Annotated in this window: 13 protein-coding genes; 11 read left to right on the forward strand and 2 right to left on the reverse strand. The window is 39.9% G+C overall.

The annotated features are described in order from the left end of the window. Positions 1-150 precede the first annotated feature (150 nt). The 7 genes from BLV53_RS09825 to BLV53_RS09855 all read left to right on the forward strand — a co-directional run bounded on the left by BLV53_RS09825 (position 151) and on the right by BLV53_RS09855 (position 7,493). Positions 151-2,157, forward strand: a complete 2,007-nt coding sequence (locus tag BLV53_RS09825) for an FAD-dependent oxidoreductase (RefSeq protein WP_090300363.1) — start codon at positions 151-153, stop codon at positions 2,155-2,157. Further along, positions 2,150-3,109, forward strand: coding sequence for a polyprenyl synthetase family protein (locus BLV53_RS09830; protein WP_090300366.1), 960 nt, complete (start codon positions 2,150-2,152; stop codon positions 3,107-3,109). Before BLV53_RS09825 ends, BLV53_RS09830 begins: the two co-directional genes overlap by 8 nt. Before the next feature lie 65 nt (positions 3,110-3,174). Further along, positions 3,175-4,269, forward strand: coding sequence for a hypothetical protein (locus BLV53_RS09835; RefSeq protein WP_090300368.1), 1,095 nt, complete (start codon positions 3,175-3,177; stop codon positions 4,267-4,269). 78 nt (positions 4,270-4,347) lie between these two features. Continuing rightward, positions 4,348-5,430 carry an FAD:protein FMN transferase gene (locus tag BLV53_RS09840; RefSeq protein ID WP_090300370.1) on the forward strand — a complete coding sequence of 361 codons (1,083 nt, stop codon included), beginning with the start codon at positions 4,348-4,350 and terminating at the stop codon, positions 5,428-5,430. A gap of 3 nt (positions 5,431-5,433) precedes the next feature. Next, positions 5,434-5,811 carry a NusG domain II-containing protein gene (locus tag BLV53_RS09845; RefSeq protein WP_090300371.1) on the forward strand — a complete coding sequence of 126 codons (378 nt, stop codon included), beginning with the start codon at positions 5,434-5,436 and terminating at the stop codon, positions 5,809-5,811. Positions 5,812-5,826: 15 nt separating this feature from the next. Next, complete coding sequence (locus BLV53_RS09850) at positions 5,827-6,327, forward strand: Gx transporter family protein (RefSeq protein ID WP_090300373.1); 501 nt, start codon at positions 5,827-5,829, stop codon at positions 6,325-6,327. Between the two features lie 128 nt (positions 6,328-6,455). After that, complete coding sequence (locus BLV53_RS09855) at positions 6,456-7,493, forward strand: AAA family ATPase (RefSeq protein ID WP_090300375.1); 1,038 nt, start codon at positions 6,456-6,458, stop codon at positions 7,491-7,493. Between the two features lie 91 nt (positions 7,494-7,584). On the opposite strand, the gene BLV53_RS09860 is transcribed toward BLV53_RS09855, so the two are convergent. Further along, positions 7,585-8,229: a type I phosphoribosyltransferase gene (locus tag BLV53_RS09860; protein WP_090300377.1), complete on the reverse strand. Its 645-nt coding sequence runs from the start codon at positions 8,227-8,229 to the stop codon at positions 7,585-7,587. A gap of 594 nt (positions 8,230-8,823) precedes the next feature. Here BLV53_RS09860 and BLV53_RS09865 point away from each other — a divergent pair. From BLV53_RS09865 to BLV53_RS09875, 3 genes are read left to right on the forward strand one after another with little or no spacing between them, the layout of a single operon-like run. Beyond that, on the forward strand, positions 8,824-10,209 hold the full coding sequence (locus BLV53_RS09865) for a condensation domain-containing protein (protein WP_090300379.1): 1,386 nt from the start codon (positions 8,824-8,826) through the stop codon (positions 10,207-10,209). A gap of 14 nt (positions 10,210-10,223) precedes the next feature. Beyond that, positions 10,224-10,460, forward strand: a complete 237-nt coding sequence (locus BLV53_RS09870) for an acyl carrier protein (RefSeq protein WP_090300382.1) — start codon at positions 10,224-10,226, stop codon at positions 10,458-10,460. Positions 10,461-10,479: 19 nt separating this feature from the next. Beyond that, positions 10,480-12,027, forward strand: coding sequence for an AMP-binding protein (locus BLV53_RS09875; protein WP_090300384.1), 1,548 nt, complete (start codon positions 10,480-10,482; stop codon positions 12,025-12,027). Here BLV53_RS09875 and BLV53_RS09880 read toward each other — a convergent pair. Then, positions 12,024-12,596 (reverse strand): TetR/AcrR family transcriptional regulator, encoded by a 573-nt coding sequence (locus tag BLV53_RS09880; RefSeq protein ID WP_090300386.1) that lies wholly within the window; start codon positions 12,594-12,596, stop codon positions 12,024-12,026. The genes BLV53_RS09875 and BLV53_RS09880 overlap by 4 nt on opposite strands. 184 nt (positions 12,597-12,780) lie before the next feature. Here BLV53_RS09880 and BLV53_RS09885 point away from each other — a divergent pair, with 184 nt between their 5' ends. Continuing rightward, positions 12,781-15,495 carry a GH36-type glycosyl hydrolase domain-containing protein gene (locus BLV53_RS09885; protein ID WP_090300387.1) on the forward strand — a complete coding sequence of 905 codons (2,715 nt, stop codon included), beginning with the start codon at positions 12,781-12,783 and terminating at the stop codon, positions 15,493-15,495. Positions 15,496-15,602 lie beyond the last annotated feature (107 nt).

A 15,602-nucleotide genomic window follows, 5' to 3' on the forward strand; every position in this document is an offset into this window, starting at 1 on the left:
AATTGATGATAAATTAATAACATAAAATGTTGTGAAGTGCAACCAATCGTGCTATAATACAGACTCCAATTCTGGTTGTATAAAATACACTTTAACACAATGAATTGATAAACAATTTAAAGAAAGAAATTTAGAAGGAAAGGGATTACAATGACAAAGATTGTCGTAATTGGAGCAGGTTACGCAGGCGTACTTGCTACCAAGAAGTTGGAAAAGAAGCTTCGTAAAAAGAAGCTCGCTGACTCTACTCAGATTACCATTATTGATAAGCATCCTTATCACACAATGCTTACTGAGTTACATGAGGTTGCAGCCTGCCGTGTGGGCGAAGAAAGCGTAAAGATGAATTTGAACCAGATATTTGCTGGTAGAAAGGTCAATGTAGTACTTGATACAGTTACAAAAGTTGATTTTTCAAGCAATAAGGTTCAGGGAAAGAATGGTCAGTATGATTATGATTATCTTGTAGTTGCTGCAGGATCTAAGCCAACCTATTTTGGAGTTGAGGGGGCAGAGGAAAACAGCTACACTCTTTGGTCATATGATGATGCTGTAAAGCTCAGAGATAGAATTCACGATTGCTTCAGATTGGCTGCTGACGAGACAGATCCTAGAAAGAAAAAGGAACTGCTTAGCTTCTACGTAGTAGGTGCAGGTTTTACTGGTGTAGAAATGGTCGGCGAATTGGCAGAGTACACTCCAATTCTTTGCAAGCGATTCGGTATTAAAAGAGAGGATGTCACCATCGTTGATGTAGATGGTCTTTCACGTCCAGTGCCTATTTTGCCAGAGAAGCTTTCTAACAAGGTAGACAAGCGTCTTAAGAAGATGGGCGTTGATGTAGTAATGAACGCCAGCGTTGTTGGTGTAGGCAAGAACTTCATCAAGCTTAAGAAAAACGATAAGGTTACAGAGCACGTTGCCGGAACCGTTATTTGGACAGCAGGTATTGAAAGCTCAGAAATCACATCTGAGATTGCAAAGGAAGTAACAAGCGGTGGAAGAGGACGTATTCAGGTAGATGAGAATCTTCGCTCAGTAGAACACGATAACGTATATGTAATCGGCGATAATATGCTCTACACTGCACCAGGTGAGGAGCGTCCAGTTCCACAGATGGTTGAAAATGCAGAGCATTCTGCTGCTACAGTTGCAAAAAATATTGTGGCAACCATTACAAGATCAGGTGAGATGGAAGCCTACAATCCTAAGTTCCACGGTGTCATGGTTTGCGTTGGTGGACGATATGGTGTTGCAAGAGGTGGTCTTGCAAAGCATCAGATTAACTTTGCTTCATTCTTTGCTATGTTTGCAAAGCACTTTATCAATATTATTTACTTCATCCAGGTTATGGGATGGGCAAAGGTATTCTCATACTTAAAGCATGAGTTCTTCACTATCAGAAATAGAAGAAGCTTCCTCGGTGGTCATTTTTCAAATAGAACTCCAAGTTTTATGCTTGTGCCACTTCGCCTGTGGTTAGGCGCAGTATGGGTATACGAAGGTGTAATGAAGATTGTTGAGGGCTGGCTCACAAAGCCTATGCTTTCAGGTTTCTTCGGTGGTGCTAATTCATGGTTTGATTCTCTTCTTGGAAGAGTCGATCCTGCAGCAGCAGACGCAGTTGCATCAGCATCAACAGAGGTTGCAGAAGCAGCAGATGCAGTAGCTTCAGCTTCCACAGCAGTAGCAGATGCAGCCGTACAGACAGGTACAGTTATTTTTGATTGGAACTTTAAGCTTTTCGAAACAATCCTTGTTTCAGGTAAGGCACTTGCAGAGTCTACAATTTCAGACATTGCATTCAAGATTCAGGTTCCATTTGTAGATTGGTTTGTAGAGAACGTTGTTCTTGGCACAGATACTATGACAATGTTCATGCAGATTTTCATTGTAGTGCTTCAGATTCTCATTGGTCTTGGACTTATGGGTGGTTGCTTCACTTTCCTTTCAGCAATCGTATCTCTAGTACTTCAGGTAATGTTCGTAACAACAACAGGTTTGTATTTGAATACGTTCTGGATGATTTTTGCCGGACTAGCTTTAGTGTTTGGTGGCGGATATACACTTGGAATCGATTACTACTTAATGCCATTCCTAAAGAAACAGTGGCAAAAGGTCAAGTGGGCGAGAAAGTGGTATTTATACAATGACTAAAAACAAAATGGATTTTGAGACTGCGTCCCTAGAGGTTCAAAAAGAGGCGTCCCGTATAATTACATCTGGCCCTAGTCTTATAAATTCATATGTTTCCTACCTCACTGATGCTACGGGCAAGATGATGCGTGCCAAAGCTGTTCTGGCTTGTGCCATGGATAGCGAAGGCATGGTGGATCCTGATGCGGTCAAATTTGCCGCAGCTATTGAGGTGCTTCATCTGGCGACACTTGTGCATGATGATATCATGGACGATGCAGACACCAGGCGAGGCCAGATTACCTTGCAGAAAAAATCCGGCAAGAGAAATGCCGTTATCTGCGGTGATTTCCTTCTTGCCGCTGCAATTAGGGAGCTACTTGATGTGGCCGAAAAAGATACCTACAAAAACTTTGATTTTTCAAAATACGTTCAGGATATCGCCCTTGGTGAGCTTAGACAAAATCTTCATAACAAAGATTTTAGACTTAAGACCTTTAGGTATTTATCCATTATCGATGGAAAAACAGCTGCCCTTTTCGAGGCATCCTATCATGCAGGTTCTCTCGTTTTGGATTGTGATAAAAAGACACAAAAACTTTACAGGAGACTTGGCAGATATACAGGCATTATTTTCCAGCTGACAGATGATTGTATTGACTATGAAAATACAAAGGACAGTGCCCTTAAGCCTGTCCAGTCAGATTTTGAAAATGGTGTAGTGACCATGCCTTTAATACATGCTTTTGAGTGCGAACCAGCTTTGATTGAAAAAGCAGAAAGTGGAACACTATTAAAGGAAGAGGTATTTGAGGCAGTAAAAAAATATGATGGTGTGGGATACACCCATAGCGTTGCAGAAAGCTATTATGAGCGGGCTTTAGCCATAATAGAAGAGCTTCAGATGGGAAAAGCCAAAAAGCTAATCCTCACCAAGCTATTAAACAGGGCCTATAATGGCCTCTCGAAATGATATTGATAGTGAATAAGCACTATTGATATATAAAAATTAATTCAACTAAAGAAAGGAATTAAAGTATGAAAAAGAATTTAGTTGCTCTTATGTGTGTTGCAGCATTATCTGCAACAGCATTCGTAGGCTGTGGTTCAGAGGAAACTGTTGAAACAACACCAGCTCCAGCACCAGCTACTACAGAGTCTACACCAGCACCAGCTCCTGAGAGCTCATCAAATGCAGTAGCTGCAGAAGGTGAGCTTCTTACAGGTATCGGTACATCAGTATCAATCGCTGACTCAGCAGATGCTTCTTCAGAAGGAGATGGAACAGCTCAGTGTGATGCTACAATCGCAGCTGTAACTGTAGATTCTAATGGAGCAATCGTTGAGTGTGTAATCGATATTGCACAGACAAAGATTGGTGTTAGCTCAAGTGGAAAGATTACATCAGACCTTAATGCTGAGTATCCTTCAAAGAGAGAACTTGGCGATAGCTACGGCATGAAGAAGGCTTCTGTTATCGGCAAGGAATGGTACGAGCAGGCTGATGGCTTTGCAGAGTGGGCAGTAGGTAAGACAAAGTCTGATATCAGTGGTATGGCTATTTCAGAAGGTCTTGCAGGCGATGCTGATCTTGCAGCTTCAGTTTCTATCCACGTAACTGGTTTCCAGGCAGCAGTTCTTGAGGCTATGGATAATGCAGTTGCCGGTGGTGCACAGGCTGGCGACAAGCTTGGTCTTGGTGTATCTACAAACATCGCAAAGTCTGTTGATGCTACAGCAGATGAAGATGGTACAGCAGAAGCTTACACAACAATCTCTGTTCTTACAGTAAACGGTGATGGAGTTATAACAAGCTCAATCCTCGATGCAGTTCAGGCAAAGATTACATTTGATGCAAATGGTGTAATCACAGCTGACAAGAATGCAGAAGTTTTAAGTAAGGATGAGCTCGGCGATGCTTATGGTATGAAGGTTGCTTCAGCTATTGGCAAGGAGTGGAATGAGCAGGCTGCTTCATATGCTGAGTACACAGTTGGAAAGACTGTTGATGAAGTTCAGGGAACAGCTGTTGAAGAAGGTCGTGCAGCAGATGCTGATCTTGCAGCTTCAGTTTCAGTTCACATCACAGACTTTAACGCAGTAATTGCAAAGGCAGTTGCAAACGCTAAGTAATTAGTTTAAACTAACATGGTGATAAAGGGAGTGTGCCTTTTGCGCGCTCCCTAAATTTTTTGAAGGGGATTAGTTCCTATGAAATATTTGAAGGCAGCATCGGTTTTACTGATTATTTTATTGATTTTTTTTATTGTGGCAGTACAGGGAGGATTTTTAGGAAAAGATGAGCCGGCTGTCACTACCGAAAAGACGAAATATACAGCTACATTTTTGGATATATTTGATACCCGTACCGAGATTTTAGGTTACGGAACCACTGAAGAGGAATTTACTGAACAAGCGGAGTTGATGAAGGAACGCTTAGTTTTTTATAATAATTTATACGATATTTATAACGATTACGAAGGCATCAACAATATCAAAACTATCAATGATAACGCAGGTGTTAAACCAGTAGAGGTTGACCCTGAAATAATAGAGCTACTGAAATTCAGCAAGGATATGTATGACTACACCGATGGTCGTGTAAATGTTGCCATGGGTGCAGTACTTTCCATCTGGCACGAATATCGTGAATACGGTAGCAACAATCCTGAGAGAGCTAAATTGCCAGAGCTTTCAGAGCTTCAGGCTGCAAGTGAGCACACAGATATCAATGATATGATTATTGATGAGAAAAATAATACTGTGTACCTGTCAGATCCTGAAATGTCACTTGATGTGGGTAGCACTGCAAAGGGCTTTGCCTGTCAGCGAGTAATGGATTATTGCAGGGAAAATGGCATGGACCATATCCTGCTTTCCCTTGGGGGAAACATTTCAGGACTTGGCACCAGAATAGATGGGACCAGCTTTAGAATTGCTATTCAGAATCCTGATTTGGACAGTCCTGAAGAGTTTATAGAAAAGGTGGATATTACAGACGGACAGTGTGTGGTATCATCCGGTGACTATCAGAGATTTTATGTGGTAGATGGCAAGGTGTACTGTCATATCATTAATCCTGATACATTGTTCCCGGCAGAGACTTTTGCCGCGGTTTCAGTTTTGACAGATGACTCTGGAAAGGCAGATGCGTTGTCTACAGCTCTATACAACATGTCTTTGGAAGAGGGCATGGAGTTTGTAGATAGCCATGACAATCTTGAGGCCATGTGGGTATACCACGATGGTACAAAGATTTATTCAAAGCATTTTGAAGAAAGTATTCCTAAATAAATCATGAAGAAAAATGACATTATATTAATTATTTCAATATTGGTGATAACTTTGGTTGCAGTACTTGGGCTAAACATATGGCAGCGCCAAAATACCAATGACAGTGCTATGGCAGTGGTCATTATAGATGGAGAAGAATATGCTTCATATTCCCTAAGTGTAAATCGTACAGAGACCATAGAGCTTCCAGATGGCTCCTACAATGTGTTAAAGATTTCTGATGGCTACGCAGAGGTTACAGAGGCCAGTTGTCGTGACCAGATTTGTGTAAATCATTTTCACATCCATTATTCCGGTGAGACCATTGTCTGCCTTCCAAACAAGGTGGTAGTGGAGATTGTTGGGGGCGAGGAAGACGATGTTGATGGTTTCACTAACTAGCAAAGGGGAGACTTTATGAAATCAAGAAAAATAGCATTCCTGGGATTGTTGATAGCTTTGGCTTTTGTGCTTTCCTATGTGGAAATGTTGCTTCCAATAAATATAGGCATACCTGGCGCTAAGGTGGGCCTGGCCAATCTGGTAATCATGGTTGCGCTTTATGCAATTGGTGAAAAAAATGCTTTTATTTTATCCGTGGTTAGAGTAGTGCTTGTGGGTCTTACCTTTGGTAATTTGGCAATGATGATATATTCTTTGGCAGGGGCTATGCTTTCTTTTGCTGCCATGTTTATAGCAAAAAGGATAAAGCTGTTTTCGGTAACAGGAGTCAGTGTGATTGGTGGTGTATTCCACAATCTTGGACAGATAATAGTGGCCATCATAGTGCTGGATACTGCAAGTCTCATCTATTACTTCCCATTTTTAGTGGTGGTTGGTACTGTTTCAGGAATTGTGATAGGTATTATTTCTGGAATGATAATAGAACGATTTAAGAAAAATAATTTTGGATTTTGATTGAAAAGCCCCATGGCAGTGATGCTGTGGGGCTTTGACTTTTGTTAGTGTAAGGATTTATAATAAAACAGTAATAAACAGTAATAAGAAAATTTAAACAGTAATAAATAGTAATAGAGGTGACTGTGATGACAAATCCATTTAGATTAGACTTTGGAGCAAAACCTAAATTGTATATACCCAGAAAATCAGAGGAAGAAACAATTCTTGAAACATTTTTATCCGAAGAGCCATCAACCCATTTATACATGATAATTGGCGCTAGAGGAATGGGAAAGACTGTTCTTATGACTTCAATTTCTCAGAAGATAGAAGAACATAATGGCTGGTTACATATAGATTTATCATCTGATAATGCAATGGTTGATTTTATATCAGAATTGGAAGATAAATGTAAAAACAAGTTGCCAAAACTCAGTGTTTCTATTGATGCAAAAGTGTTTGAAATAGGATTATCTGGTCAAGATGCACAGTATAGTACTATTAAAGTCGAGTTAAATAAAATGCTTGAAAAAATAAAAAGGAATGGCACTAAAGTTCTCATTACCATTGATGAAGCCATTAATTCAAAAGCAATGAGAGAATTTGCAGTATATTACCAGCAATGCTTGCGAAAAGAATATCCTGTATATGTTATTATGACAGGTCTGTATAAAAACATTAGAGCACTGGAAAATAACAAATCCTTAACTTTTTTAAGAAGAGCGGAAAGGGTAAATCTAGAGCCTCTGGATTCTTACATAATAGCATCTGAGTATAAAGATGTTTTAGGAATGAAGTTTGATGACGCGGTGAAGGCATCAGATTTGATTGAAGGATATTCATATGCATTCCAAATGCTTGGATATTTACTTTATAAAAACAAGAAAATACAGTTGGATGAAGATATCATTAGTGAGCTAAAATATGCGCTAAATGAGAAATCATATGAAAAAATATGGGAGGAACTGTCTGTAAATGAACAAAAAATTTGTTTAGAAATTGGGAAGGCAAATGGGGATGCTTTAGCCAGCAAAATAAAAGCCGCCTTGGAAATGGATGATAATAACTTCTCCACCTATCGCATGACTTTGATCAAGAGTGGAATAATATCAAGTAATACCACAAGAGGTAAGTTAAGCTTTGTTCTTCCATTTTTTAAGGATTTTGTTATAAGTCTGGGATAATTAAAACAATGGTAATACAAAAAAGATTTACTATTATACTAGAAGCTTTAAAACTATAAGCCCCATGGCCAAAAACCATGGGGCTAAAATTTTATCTCAATTCAGAGTATCCAAAGGAATTTACGATGGCATCAATTGGAATACCTTGCTTGCAAAGTGGGCAATCATGAAGAGGGTATGATTGATAATTTGGAATATCTTCATCGTGGAATACAGCTGTGATATCAATATCTCCGACCTTTCTTACAGCGGAGAAAATAGCGCAGGCGGCACTTATCTTTGCACCGTAATATTTAACGCATTCAGCCAGGCTTTCCACAGTACGACCAGTACTTAGTGAACCAAACAGAAGCAATACATGCTTATCGCGAACAGCCATCTGCATATTATCGCGGAAAATATTCTGGCCTGTAGATGTAAGCTCTGGTGATGTAACATAAATCGTTTTGTGCTGATTGTAGTTTGCAACACCAGCTTTTGTAAGCTCCTGCGCCAAAAATGTTCCAATAACCTCCATATCATCTGCACATACGATTGTATCTACAGGAGTCTGGACTGAGTAGTGCATAGCAAGTAGCTGTGCAACACCCTGAGCCTCATTACAACGAGTCTTCATAGTTCCGATTTCCATGTAGTTTGTAATATGCGAATGATTTGTAGCGAAGTGGCCTGGAATAATTTTCAGTGCCACCTCAGAATTAAGTGGTGCAGGAATTTTTGTATAATCTTTTAGCATAGTAACCCCCTTGGAATTAATCCCCAAAATTAAATTTCAGTTCAACTACAAACAGTATAACATATATTTACAGAATATGTGCCATTATATATTTAAACTGCGTGATAATATAACAAAATGTCTGAATATGATGGTTTGCTGAATCTCTTCCGGTTGCAACACACATATACACAAAATACATTTGGAAATACGTCTTGCTCCCCATAGCTTGATAGCCCGGTCGATTTTGGAATGAGCTTAGTGAAATGGAAAATCAGCTTTGAGAATTTGGGCAGACCGAGCCATGGACGGCGAGGTCAAGGAGATGCTGAGCATGGATGCGAATATCGACTGGTGCCCAAATTCACAAAGGTTATTTTCCAATTTCACTTAGCGAATGGAGTATGAGACTGGGTTATCAAGCTATGGGGCGCAAGAAGTATTCACAGCCTAAAATCGTGTATATGTGTGTTGCAACCTAGTGCTCTGCCTGTTTGAAATATAATTGGACACTTTTATCGAGAGTGTTTGTTAAGTCCCGAGAAGTATAGATTGCGGAAAAGATATGTGATATTTTGTGTGAAGTTAAAAATGAAAACACACAAGGGAGGATTTATGAAGAAATTTTATCCACTTACGGCTGCTCAGAAGATGCATGACACCTGGATCAAGGAATATGGCACTGAGCAGGTTGCAGGACTTAGCATTGTTGCATCGTTAAAGGCGGACATTGATTTTGCACTTTTGAAGAAGGCTATTCTTCTTGAGTTTGAAAGATATGGTTGTATGAGAGTTCAGTTTACAGCCAGAGATAAGGATGGTGAGGTCAAGCAGTACATCACCAAGGATGAGTTAAGGGAGATTGAAATAAGAGATCTGACAGATATGACCCTTGAGGAAGCAGATAATACCATGCAGCAATGGGCCTACGAAACATTTGTAGGCGATGATATCCCGATGTGCATCGTATATATGGTAAAGCTTCCAGAGGGCTATAATGGCTACTTCCTTCACATGGATCACAGACTTATTGATTCCTGCGGAGTGGTTGTTATGACAAATGACATTATGTCTCTTTACACACATTATCGTTTTGGCTCAGCTTACCCGGCAGACCTTGCTGATTTTGAAGAAGTTCTTCAAAAGGATTTAAGTAAGGCCAGCAACGAAAAACGATTTGCCAAGGATAAAAAATTCTGGGATGACCAGTTGGATGAATTGGGAGAACCATTTTATTCTGATATTCAGGGACCAAGGGTCCTAGATAGAGCAAGACAAAAGCATGGCAATCCAAATCTTAGAGCGGCAGATATTGAGCGAAAAGAGCTTTTTGTTACAGTAAAGGATTACAAGCTTGACCCATATTCTACAAAAGATTTATTAGATTTTTGCATGAATCACAATTTGTCAGTGACTAATCTGCTGTTGCTTGGTCTACGTACCTATCTGTCAAAACAGAATAATGGACAGAAGGATATTACAATAGAAAACTTTATATCTAGACGTTCCACCAAAGATGAATGGACTTCAGGTGGCAGCCGAACCATCATGTTCCCTTGCAGGACAGTGATTGAGCCGGATACAGATTTTATTTCAGCAGCTTACGAGATTCAAAATATCCAAAACAAGATTTACATGCATAGCAACTACGACCCGGCATTGATTTACGATGAGATTCGTACCAGATACAAAACACCTGCGGATACCACTTACGTTAGCTGCTATCTGACCTATCAGCCTATGCCTGTGAAAATGGAAAATCCATTTCTCAAGGATATCCCGATGCATTCTAAATGGTTTGCAAATGGCGCGGCTACTAAAAAGATGTATCTTACAGTTTCCCACACCGAGGATGGGGGCATGAATTTCTCATATCACTATCAGACGGTGGAGCTCAATGAAAAGGATATAGAGCTATTAAATTATTATTTGATGCGAATCATTTTCAAGGGTATTGAAAACCCAGAATTGACAGTTGGAAAAATTATTCAGGATGTTTAAAAGGAGGACGAGTTATGACTAACAGAGAAAAATTTAAATTAATAGTTTCACAGTATTGCGACAGAAAGCCTGCAGAAATCGCTGGAAGCGATAGATTTAGAGAGGACTTGGGCTTTAGCTCACTTGATTTCATGTCATTTTTAGGTGAGCTTGAGGATGAGTTTGATACAGAGCTTGATACAGATAAAATAGTTTCAATCAAGACCATTGAGGAGGCCTTTTCACTTCTTGACGAGCAGGCCTTGGCATAGGAAAAAGGAGAATATGGTTATGAAAACATTAAAAGGTATCTGGAATACAACTATAGACAAATATGGCGATTTGACAGCTGTTAAATGGCTTGAAAAAAAGGAGATAAAGGAAATCACCTATGCTGGAGTAAATGAACTGGTGAAGGCCACAAGAAATGGTCTAGCAAATGATGGTTTCCATCATGTCCACATTGCACTTATCGGTACCAGCTCAGTATGGTGGATATCTAGCTTTCTTGGAATAGTCACAGGGGATAACACCGCTGTGCCACTCGATGCAGGGCTCCCTACAGAGGAGCTTATAGATTTGCTGAACAGGTCAGACTCTGAGGCAGTATTTTTGGATGAAAAGCATCAGTCCATGACAGACACTATCAAAAAGGAATGTCCTTTGATTAGAAAAATATATATTCTGGGAGAGCGAAAATTCAATATAACTATTCCAGTTGAAATCAAATCTCCGCAGCCTACTGATATTGCAACCATCATCTACACATCAGGCACCACTGGAAAAAGCAAGGGCGTCATGTTGACTCAGGAAAACATGGCTGAAAACGTAAATGCGGTAGAGTATGAAGCCACTCCTGGCTGTCAGGTCATGAGTGTCCTTCCTATTCATCATGCATATTGCCTTGTAATGGATTGGCTGAAAACTATGTCCTTGGGATGCACTATATCTATCAATGATTCCTTCATGCATATGGTAAGAAATATGGGGATTTTTAAACCAGAGGTTATGCTGATGGTTCCTCTTATGATTGAGACAATTTACAAAAAGGTAAGGGTGGCAGAAGAGACAGCATTATTAGACAAATTCGGTACCACAGATGTTTCCGAGATGGTAAAGGATGCTGTTAGAAAATCACTTCATGAAAAAGTATTTGGTGGAAAATTAAGAACAATATTTACTGGTGGAGCTCACCTTGAACCATATTATATTGATAAATTTGCAGAGTATGGAGTAGGCATCTACGAAGGCTATGGAATGAGCGAATGCTCTCCGGTAATTTCAAATAACACGCTTGATGATAACAAGCCAGGCTCTATTGGAAAGCCTCTGAAAAATATTGAAATCAAATTTGAAGATGGAGAAATTCTGGTTCGAGGTAGTAGTGTAATGCAGGGCTACTATAAGATGCCAGAGGAAACTGCAAAGGTATTGACGGATGGCTGGCTTCACACTGGGGACAAGGGTTATATCGATGAGGACGGATACCTGTTCATCAACGGACGAGTTAAAAATCTCATCATCATGTCAAATGGTGAAAATGTATCTCCGGAGGAAATTGAAAATAAACTTGCTCTTAATACACTGATTCAGGAAATTATCATAACCGGTGAAAACAATGGACTTGTAGCAAGAATTTTCCCTGACGAGGATGCCACCAAGGATATGTCAAAAGTGGAAATTGAAAGCAAACTTCAGCAGGTAATTGATGATTACAACAGTAATCAGCCTAGCTATAAGCATATTACAGGCCTTGTAATCAGAAGTACTCCATTCATCAGAAATGCCACTGGCAAAATCAAAAGACAGGAAGCGACCTTAGAAAACGAAGCTGTTTAGCATAGATATGGCATGATTCCAGACAAAAACAGATTTGTCAAAATGTCAGCCACTTCATCTGCAGAGGATATAAAATCCTCTGCAATCCATTTGTGTAAAATACCGATGGTGGCTCCGATAGAGCCTGCAATAAGAAATGATGCAGATTTTTTGTTGTCATCATTTGCCGGCAATACATCCAGAGTTTTTGAAACATATTCATGAAACATCATAATGGCTTTCTCAAAAAAGCTGTCCCCTCTGGCGCTTTCCAAAAGGTCAGTAAGAAATGGGTTGCTTCTGGTATAGTTACATATTGCAATAAAAAAGGATTTACAGATATCCTTATCATTGTGGGGATGGAAGCTTTCCATCATGGTGAAAATATCATTTATAGTTTTTGCCTCAGCGGCTACAATCAAAGCAGGAATGTTTTCGTAGTGATTATAAAATGTACTACGGACAACACCTGCTTTTTTTGTCACATCAGCAACAGTTACTTTATCTAAGCCTTTTTCCTTTACCAAAATAAAGAAGGCATCAAAAATTGCTTCATCAGCAACACTATATCTTTCATCTAATTCGTTCATAACTTGATCCCCTATGTCAACTTAAAAATATTGCTCAAATTATACCACAAGCAAAAAATATTGTGTATGTCATTAACATGGTTCACCAATATGATTTTTTTGAAACAGATTTGATAACCTGATTTTTTAATTATTACTATAATAAATCCATAACATAGAAAAAATCATAGTTAAGGGGACAGATATGTATAAGAATATTAATCCTGGAAAATACGAATTTTTAGATGATAAGGGTAGCTTTGTCATTGGTAGACCTGAGGATACTAGCTATCTTTATTTTCCTATAGCAGGTGAAAAGGGCCTTAAAAGCTCGGTGACACCTAATCTTGCTGGAGATTCCATGGTGAATCAGGAGACCTTTGTGCTAGAGCCTGTCAGCGTGGAAAATCTTCATAATAATAAAAATGGCCGCAACTTCTGGCTGTACATGGACAATGGTTCCGTATGGTCAGCTGTTGGTTCTTCTGCAGAGCAGGAGAGTAAGAAATTTACAATGGAGCAGGATGAAAGCTACGTTTCTGCAGGCTTTATGTGGCACAAGGTTACGAGAGTAAGTTCTACCTATGGAGTGATGGCAGAAATCACATCTTTTGTGCCTGTAGATGCAAATGTTGAGGTTATGTCAGTGACACTCAAAAATACCTCAAAGGAAACTAAGGTAATAACCCCTATCGCAGCCATCCCTATTTTTGGAAGGTCTGCTGATAACCTTAGAGACCACAGAAACGTAACATCCATGCTCCATCGTATTTCTACTATAGATGAAGGAGTGCTTGTAAAGCCAACCATGTCCTTTGATGAAAAGGGACACAGATTAAATCATAAGACCTATTTTGTGGTAGGCTTTGATGAAAAGGGCGGATGTCCTGAAAGCTTTTTCCCAACTGTTGAATCCTTCATCGGTGAAGGCGGCAGCTTCTTCAAACCAAGAAGTGTATATCGACAGGAGTCAGGTGTAGGTGCAGGAGAGCATTTCGATGGCATGGAGGCTGTAGGTGGTCTCAAATTTGCCAAAGTTGATTTGGCACCTGGTCAGGAAGTGACTTATAATGTGCTGATTGGTGTTGCAGAGGAAGAATCTGAAATCTCTTCAGTAATTGCCAGATTAAATACGCCTGAATCTATTTCTAAAGCTCTTGAGGAAACTAAAAACTACTGGAATGACAAAGTGAATGTAGCATTCCATACAGGAAATAAAGCCTTTGACGAGTTCATGGCATGGGTTGCATTCCAGCCATTTTTACGTAGAGTGTACGGTTGTTCATTCCTTCCATATCATGACTATGGCAGAGGCGGCAGAGGCTGGAGAGATTTGTGGCAGGATTGCCTTTCACTTCTTTTCATGGAACCAGATGATGTAAGAAAAATGATAGTAGCAAACTTTGGTGGCGTTCGAATGGATGGAACCAATGCCACCATCATCGGAGATGGCCTTGGAAACTTCATCGCTGATAGAAACGGCATCGCTCGTGTTTGGATGGATCATGCATACTGGCCACTGAAGACACTTCTTTTATACATCCATCAATCAGGGGATTATGAGATTTTAAAGGAAAAGGTTTCTTATTTTAAGGATTCCATCGTACACAGAGGAAATCTCATTGATAAGAAATTCGAGACAGAGGGAAACTACCAGTACACAGACCGTGATGAGGTTTATAAGGGCTCAATCATCGAGCATCTTTTAGTTCAAAATCTTTGCGCATTTTATGAGGTGGGAGAGCACAACGTATTAAAGCTTAGAGGCGCTGATTGGAACGACGCCCTTGATATGGGAAATAAAAATGGTGAATCAGTTGCGTTCTCATATGCATACGCAGGCAATCTTAAAGAGCTTGCAACGCTGGTTCAGGAATATTCAGCAAATGTTGGCATCGACACCATATTTATTGCAGAAGAGCTTAACATTCTATTAGATGCCACAAGTGAGATTTTTGAATCCGTAAATGCGAAGTCAGAAATCCTTGATAAATATATGAAGCTTGTGGAAAGAAATCTGTCTGGAAATCAAAAAGAGATTCCTGTTGCAAGCCTTGTAAGCAAGCTAAATGAAATGTCAGAATGGTTTACAAATCATCTGAACACACAGGAATGGATTACAGGCGAAAATGGCCAGGGATGGTTCAATAGCTATTATGATGATAGCAAAAATCGAGTAGAGCGATATGACGCTGATGATGAAAAGACTCGCATGATGCTCACAGGTCAGGTATTTGCCATCATGGGAGACGTGGCTACAGATGAGCAGATAAAGCAAATCACCAGTGCAGCAGATAGATATTTATATAAAGAAGAAATCGGTGGCTATAGATTAAATACAGATTTCAAGGAAATCAAAATGGACCTTGGAAGAATGTTCGGTTTTGCATACGGCGAAAAGGAAAACGGCGCGGTATTTTCACACATGTCAGTCATGTACGCCAACGCCCTTTACCACAGAGGCTTTGCAAAAGAAGGCTATAAATCACTTCACGCTCTTTCCGAATCATCCATGAATTTCGTCCGCAGCCACATGTATCCTGGCATCCCAGAATACTTCGACGCCAAAGGTCGTGGAAAATATCCATACCTGACAGGCGCAGCCAGCTGGTATCTACTCACCATGATCACAGAGGTGTTCGGTGTTCGCGGCGAATCAGGAAACCTGAAGTTTAGCCCAGCCCTCCTGGCCGAACAATTCGATAGCGAAGGCAAAGCGTCAATCACCATAAACTTTGCAGGCAAACGCTTCCATATCGTATATACGAATCGTAGCGGTAAGCAGGTAGGCGAATACATAATAAAAGAAGCAATCATAAACGGAAAAGAATTGCCACATGAAGAATCGAAACTCGTAATCCGTCGCGAAGACTTCCCAAGTCTGACCGACGTAAACGAAATAAGTATAATATTAGAATAACTATCACCTCTAGATGAGCCGGTAGTATACAAAGAATGGGTATCTTAAGCGAGACATTCCTAGTCGAGCGTAGATACCCATTTTTTGTATACGTAACCGGCGGACCA

Origin of the sequence: Pseudobutyrivibrio sp. ACV-2, assembly GCF_900107545.1 — a bacterium.
Lineage (GTDB): Bacteria > Bacillota > Clostridia > Lachnospirales > Lachnospiraceae > Pseudobutyrivibrio.

What these genes read in the sequence shown, in the direction of transcription:
- BLV53_RS09825 (WP_090300363.1), top strand. Translation starts at nt 151, where the DNA reads ATGACAAAGATTGTCGTAATTGGAGCAGGTTACGCAGGCGTACTTGCT.
- BLV53_RS09830 (WP_090300366.1), top strand. Translation starts at nt 2,150, where the DNA reads ATGACTAAAAACAAAATGGATTTTGAGACTGCGTCCCTAGAGGTTCAA.
- BLV53_RS09835 (WP_090300368.1), top strand. Translation starts at nt 3,175, where the DNA reads ATGAAAAAGAATTTAGTTGCTCTTATGTGTGTTGCAGCATTATCTGCA.
- BLV53_RS09840 (WP_090300370.1), top strand. Translation starts at nt 4,348, where the DNA reads ATGAAATATTTGAAGGCAGCATCGGTTTTACTGATTATTTTATTGATT.
- BLV53_RS09845 (WP_090300371.1), top strand. Translation starts at nt 5,434, where the DNA reads ATGAAGAAAAATGACATTATATTAATTATTTCAATATTGGTGATAACT.
- BLV53_RS09850 (WP_090300373.1), top strand. Translation starts at nt 5,827, where the DNA reads ATGAAATCAAGAAAAATAGCATTCCTGGGATTGTTGATAGCTTTGGCT.
- BLV53_RS09855 (WP_090300375.1), top strand. Translation starts at nt 6,456, where the DNA reads ATGACAAATCCATTTAGATTAGACTTTGGAGCAAAACCTAAATTGTAT.
- BLV53_RS09860 (WP_090300377.1), bottom strand. Translation starts at nt 8,229, where the DNA reads ATGCTAAAAGATTATACAAAAATTCCTGCACCACTTAATTCTGAGGTG.
- BLV53_RS09865 (WP_090300379.1), top strand. Translation starts at nt 8,824, where the DNA reads ATGAAGAAATTTTATCCACTTACGGCTGCTCAGAAGATGCATGACACC.
- BLV53_RS09870 (WP_090300382.1), top strand. Translation starts at nt 10,224, where the DNA reads ATGACTAACAGAGAAAAATTTAAATTAATAGTTTCACAGTATTGCGAC.
- BLV53_RS09875 (WP_090300384.1), top strand. Translation starts at nt 10,480, where the DNA reads ATGAAAACATTAAAAGGTATCTGGAATACAACTATAGACAAATATGGC.
- BLV53_RS09880 (WP_090300386.1), bottom strand. Translation starts at nt 12,596, where the DNA reads ATGAACGAATTAGATGAAAGATATAGTGTTGCTGATGAAGCAATTTTT.
- BLV53_RS09885 (WP_090300387.1), top strand. Translation starts at nt 12,781, where the DNA reads ATGTATAAGAATATTAATCCTGGAAAATACGAATTTTTAGATGATAAG.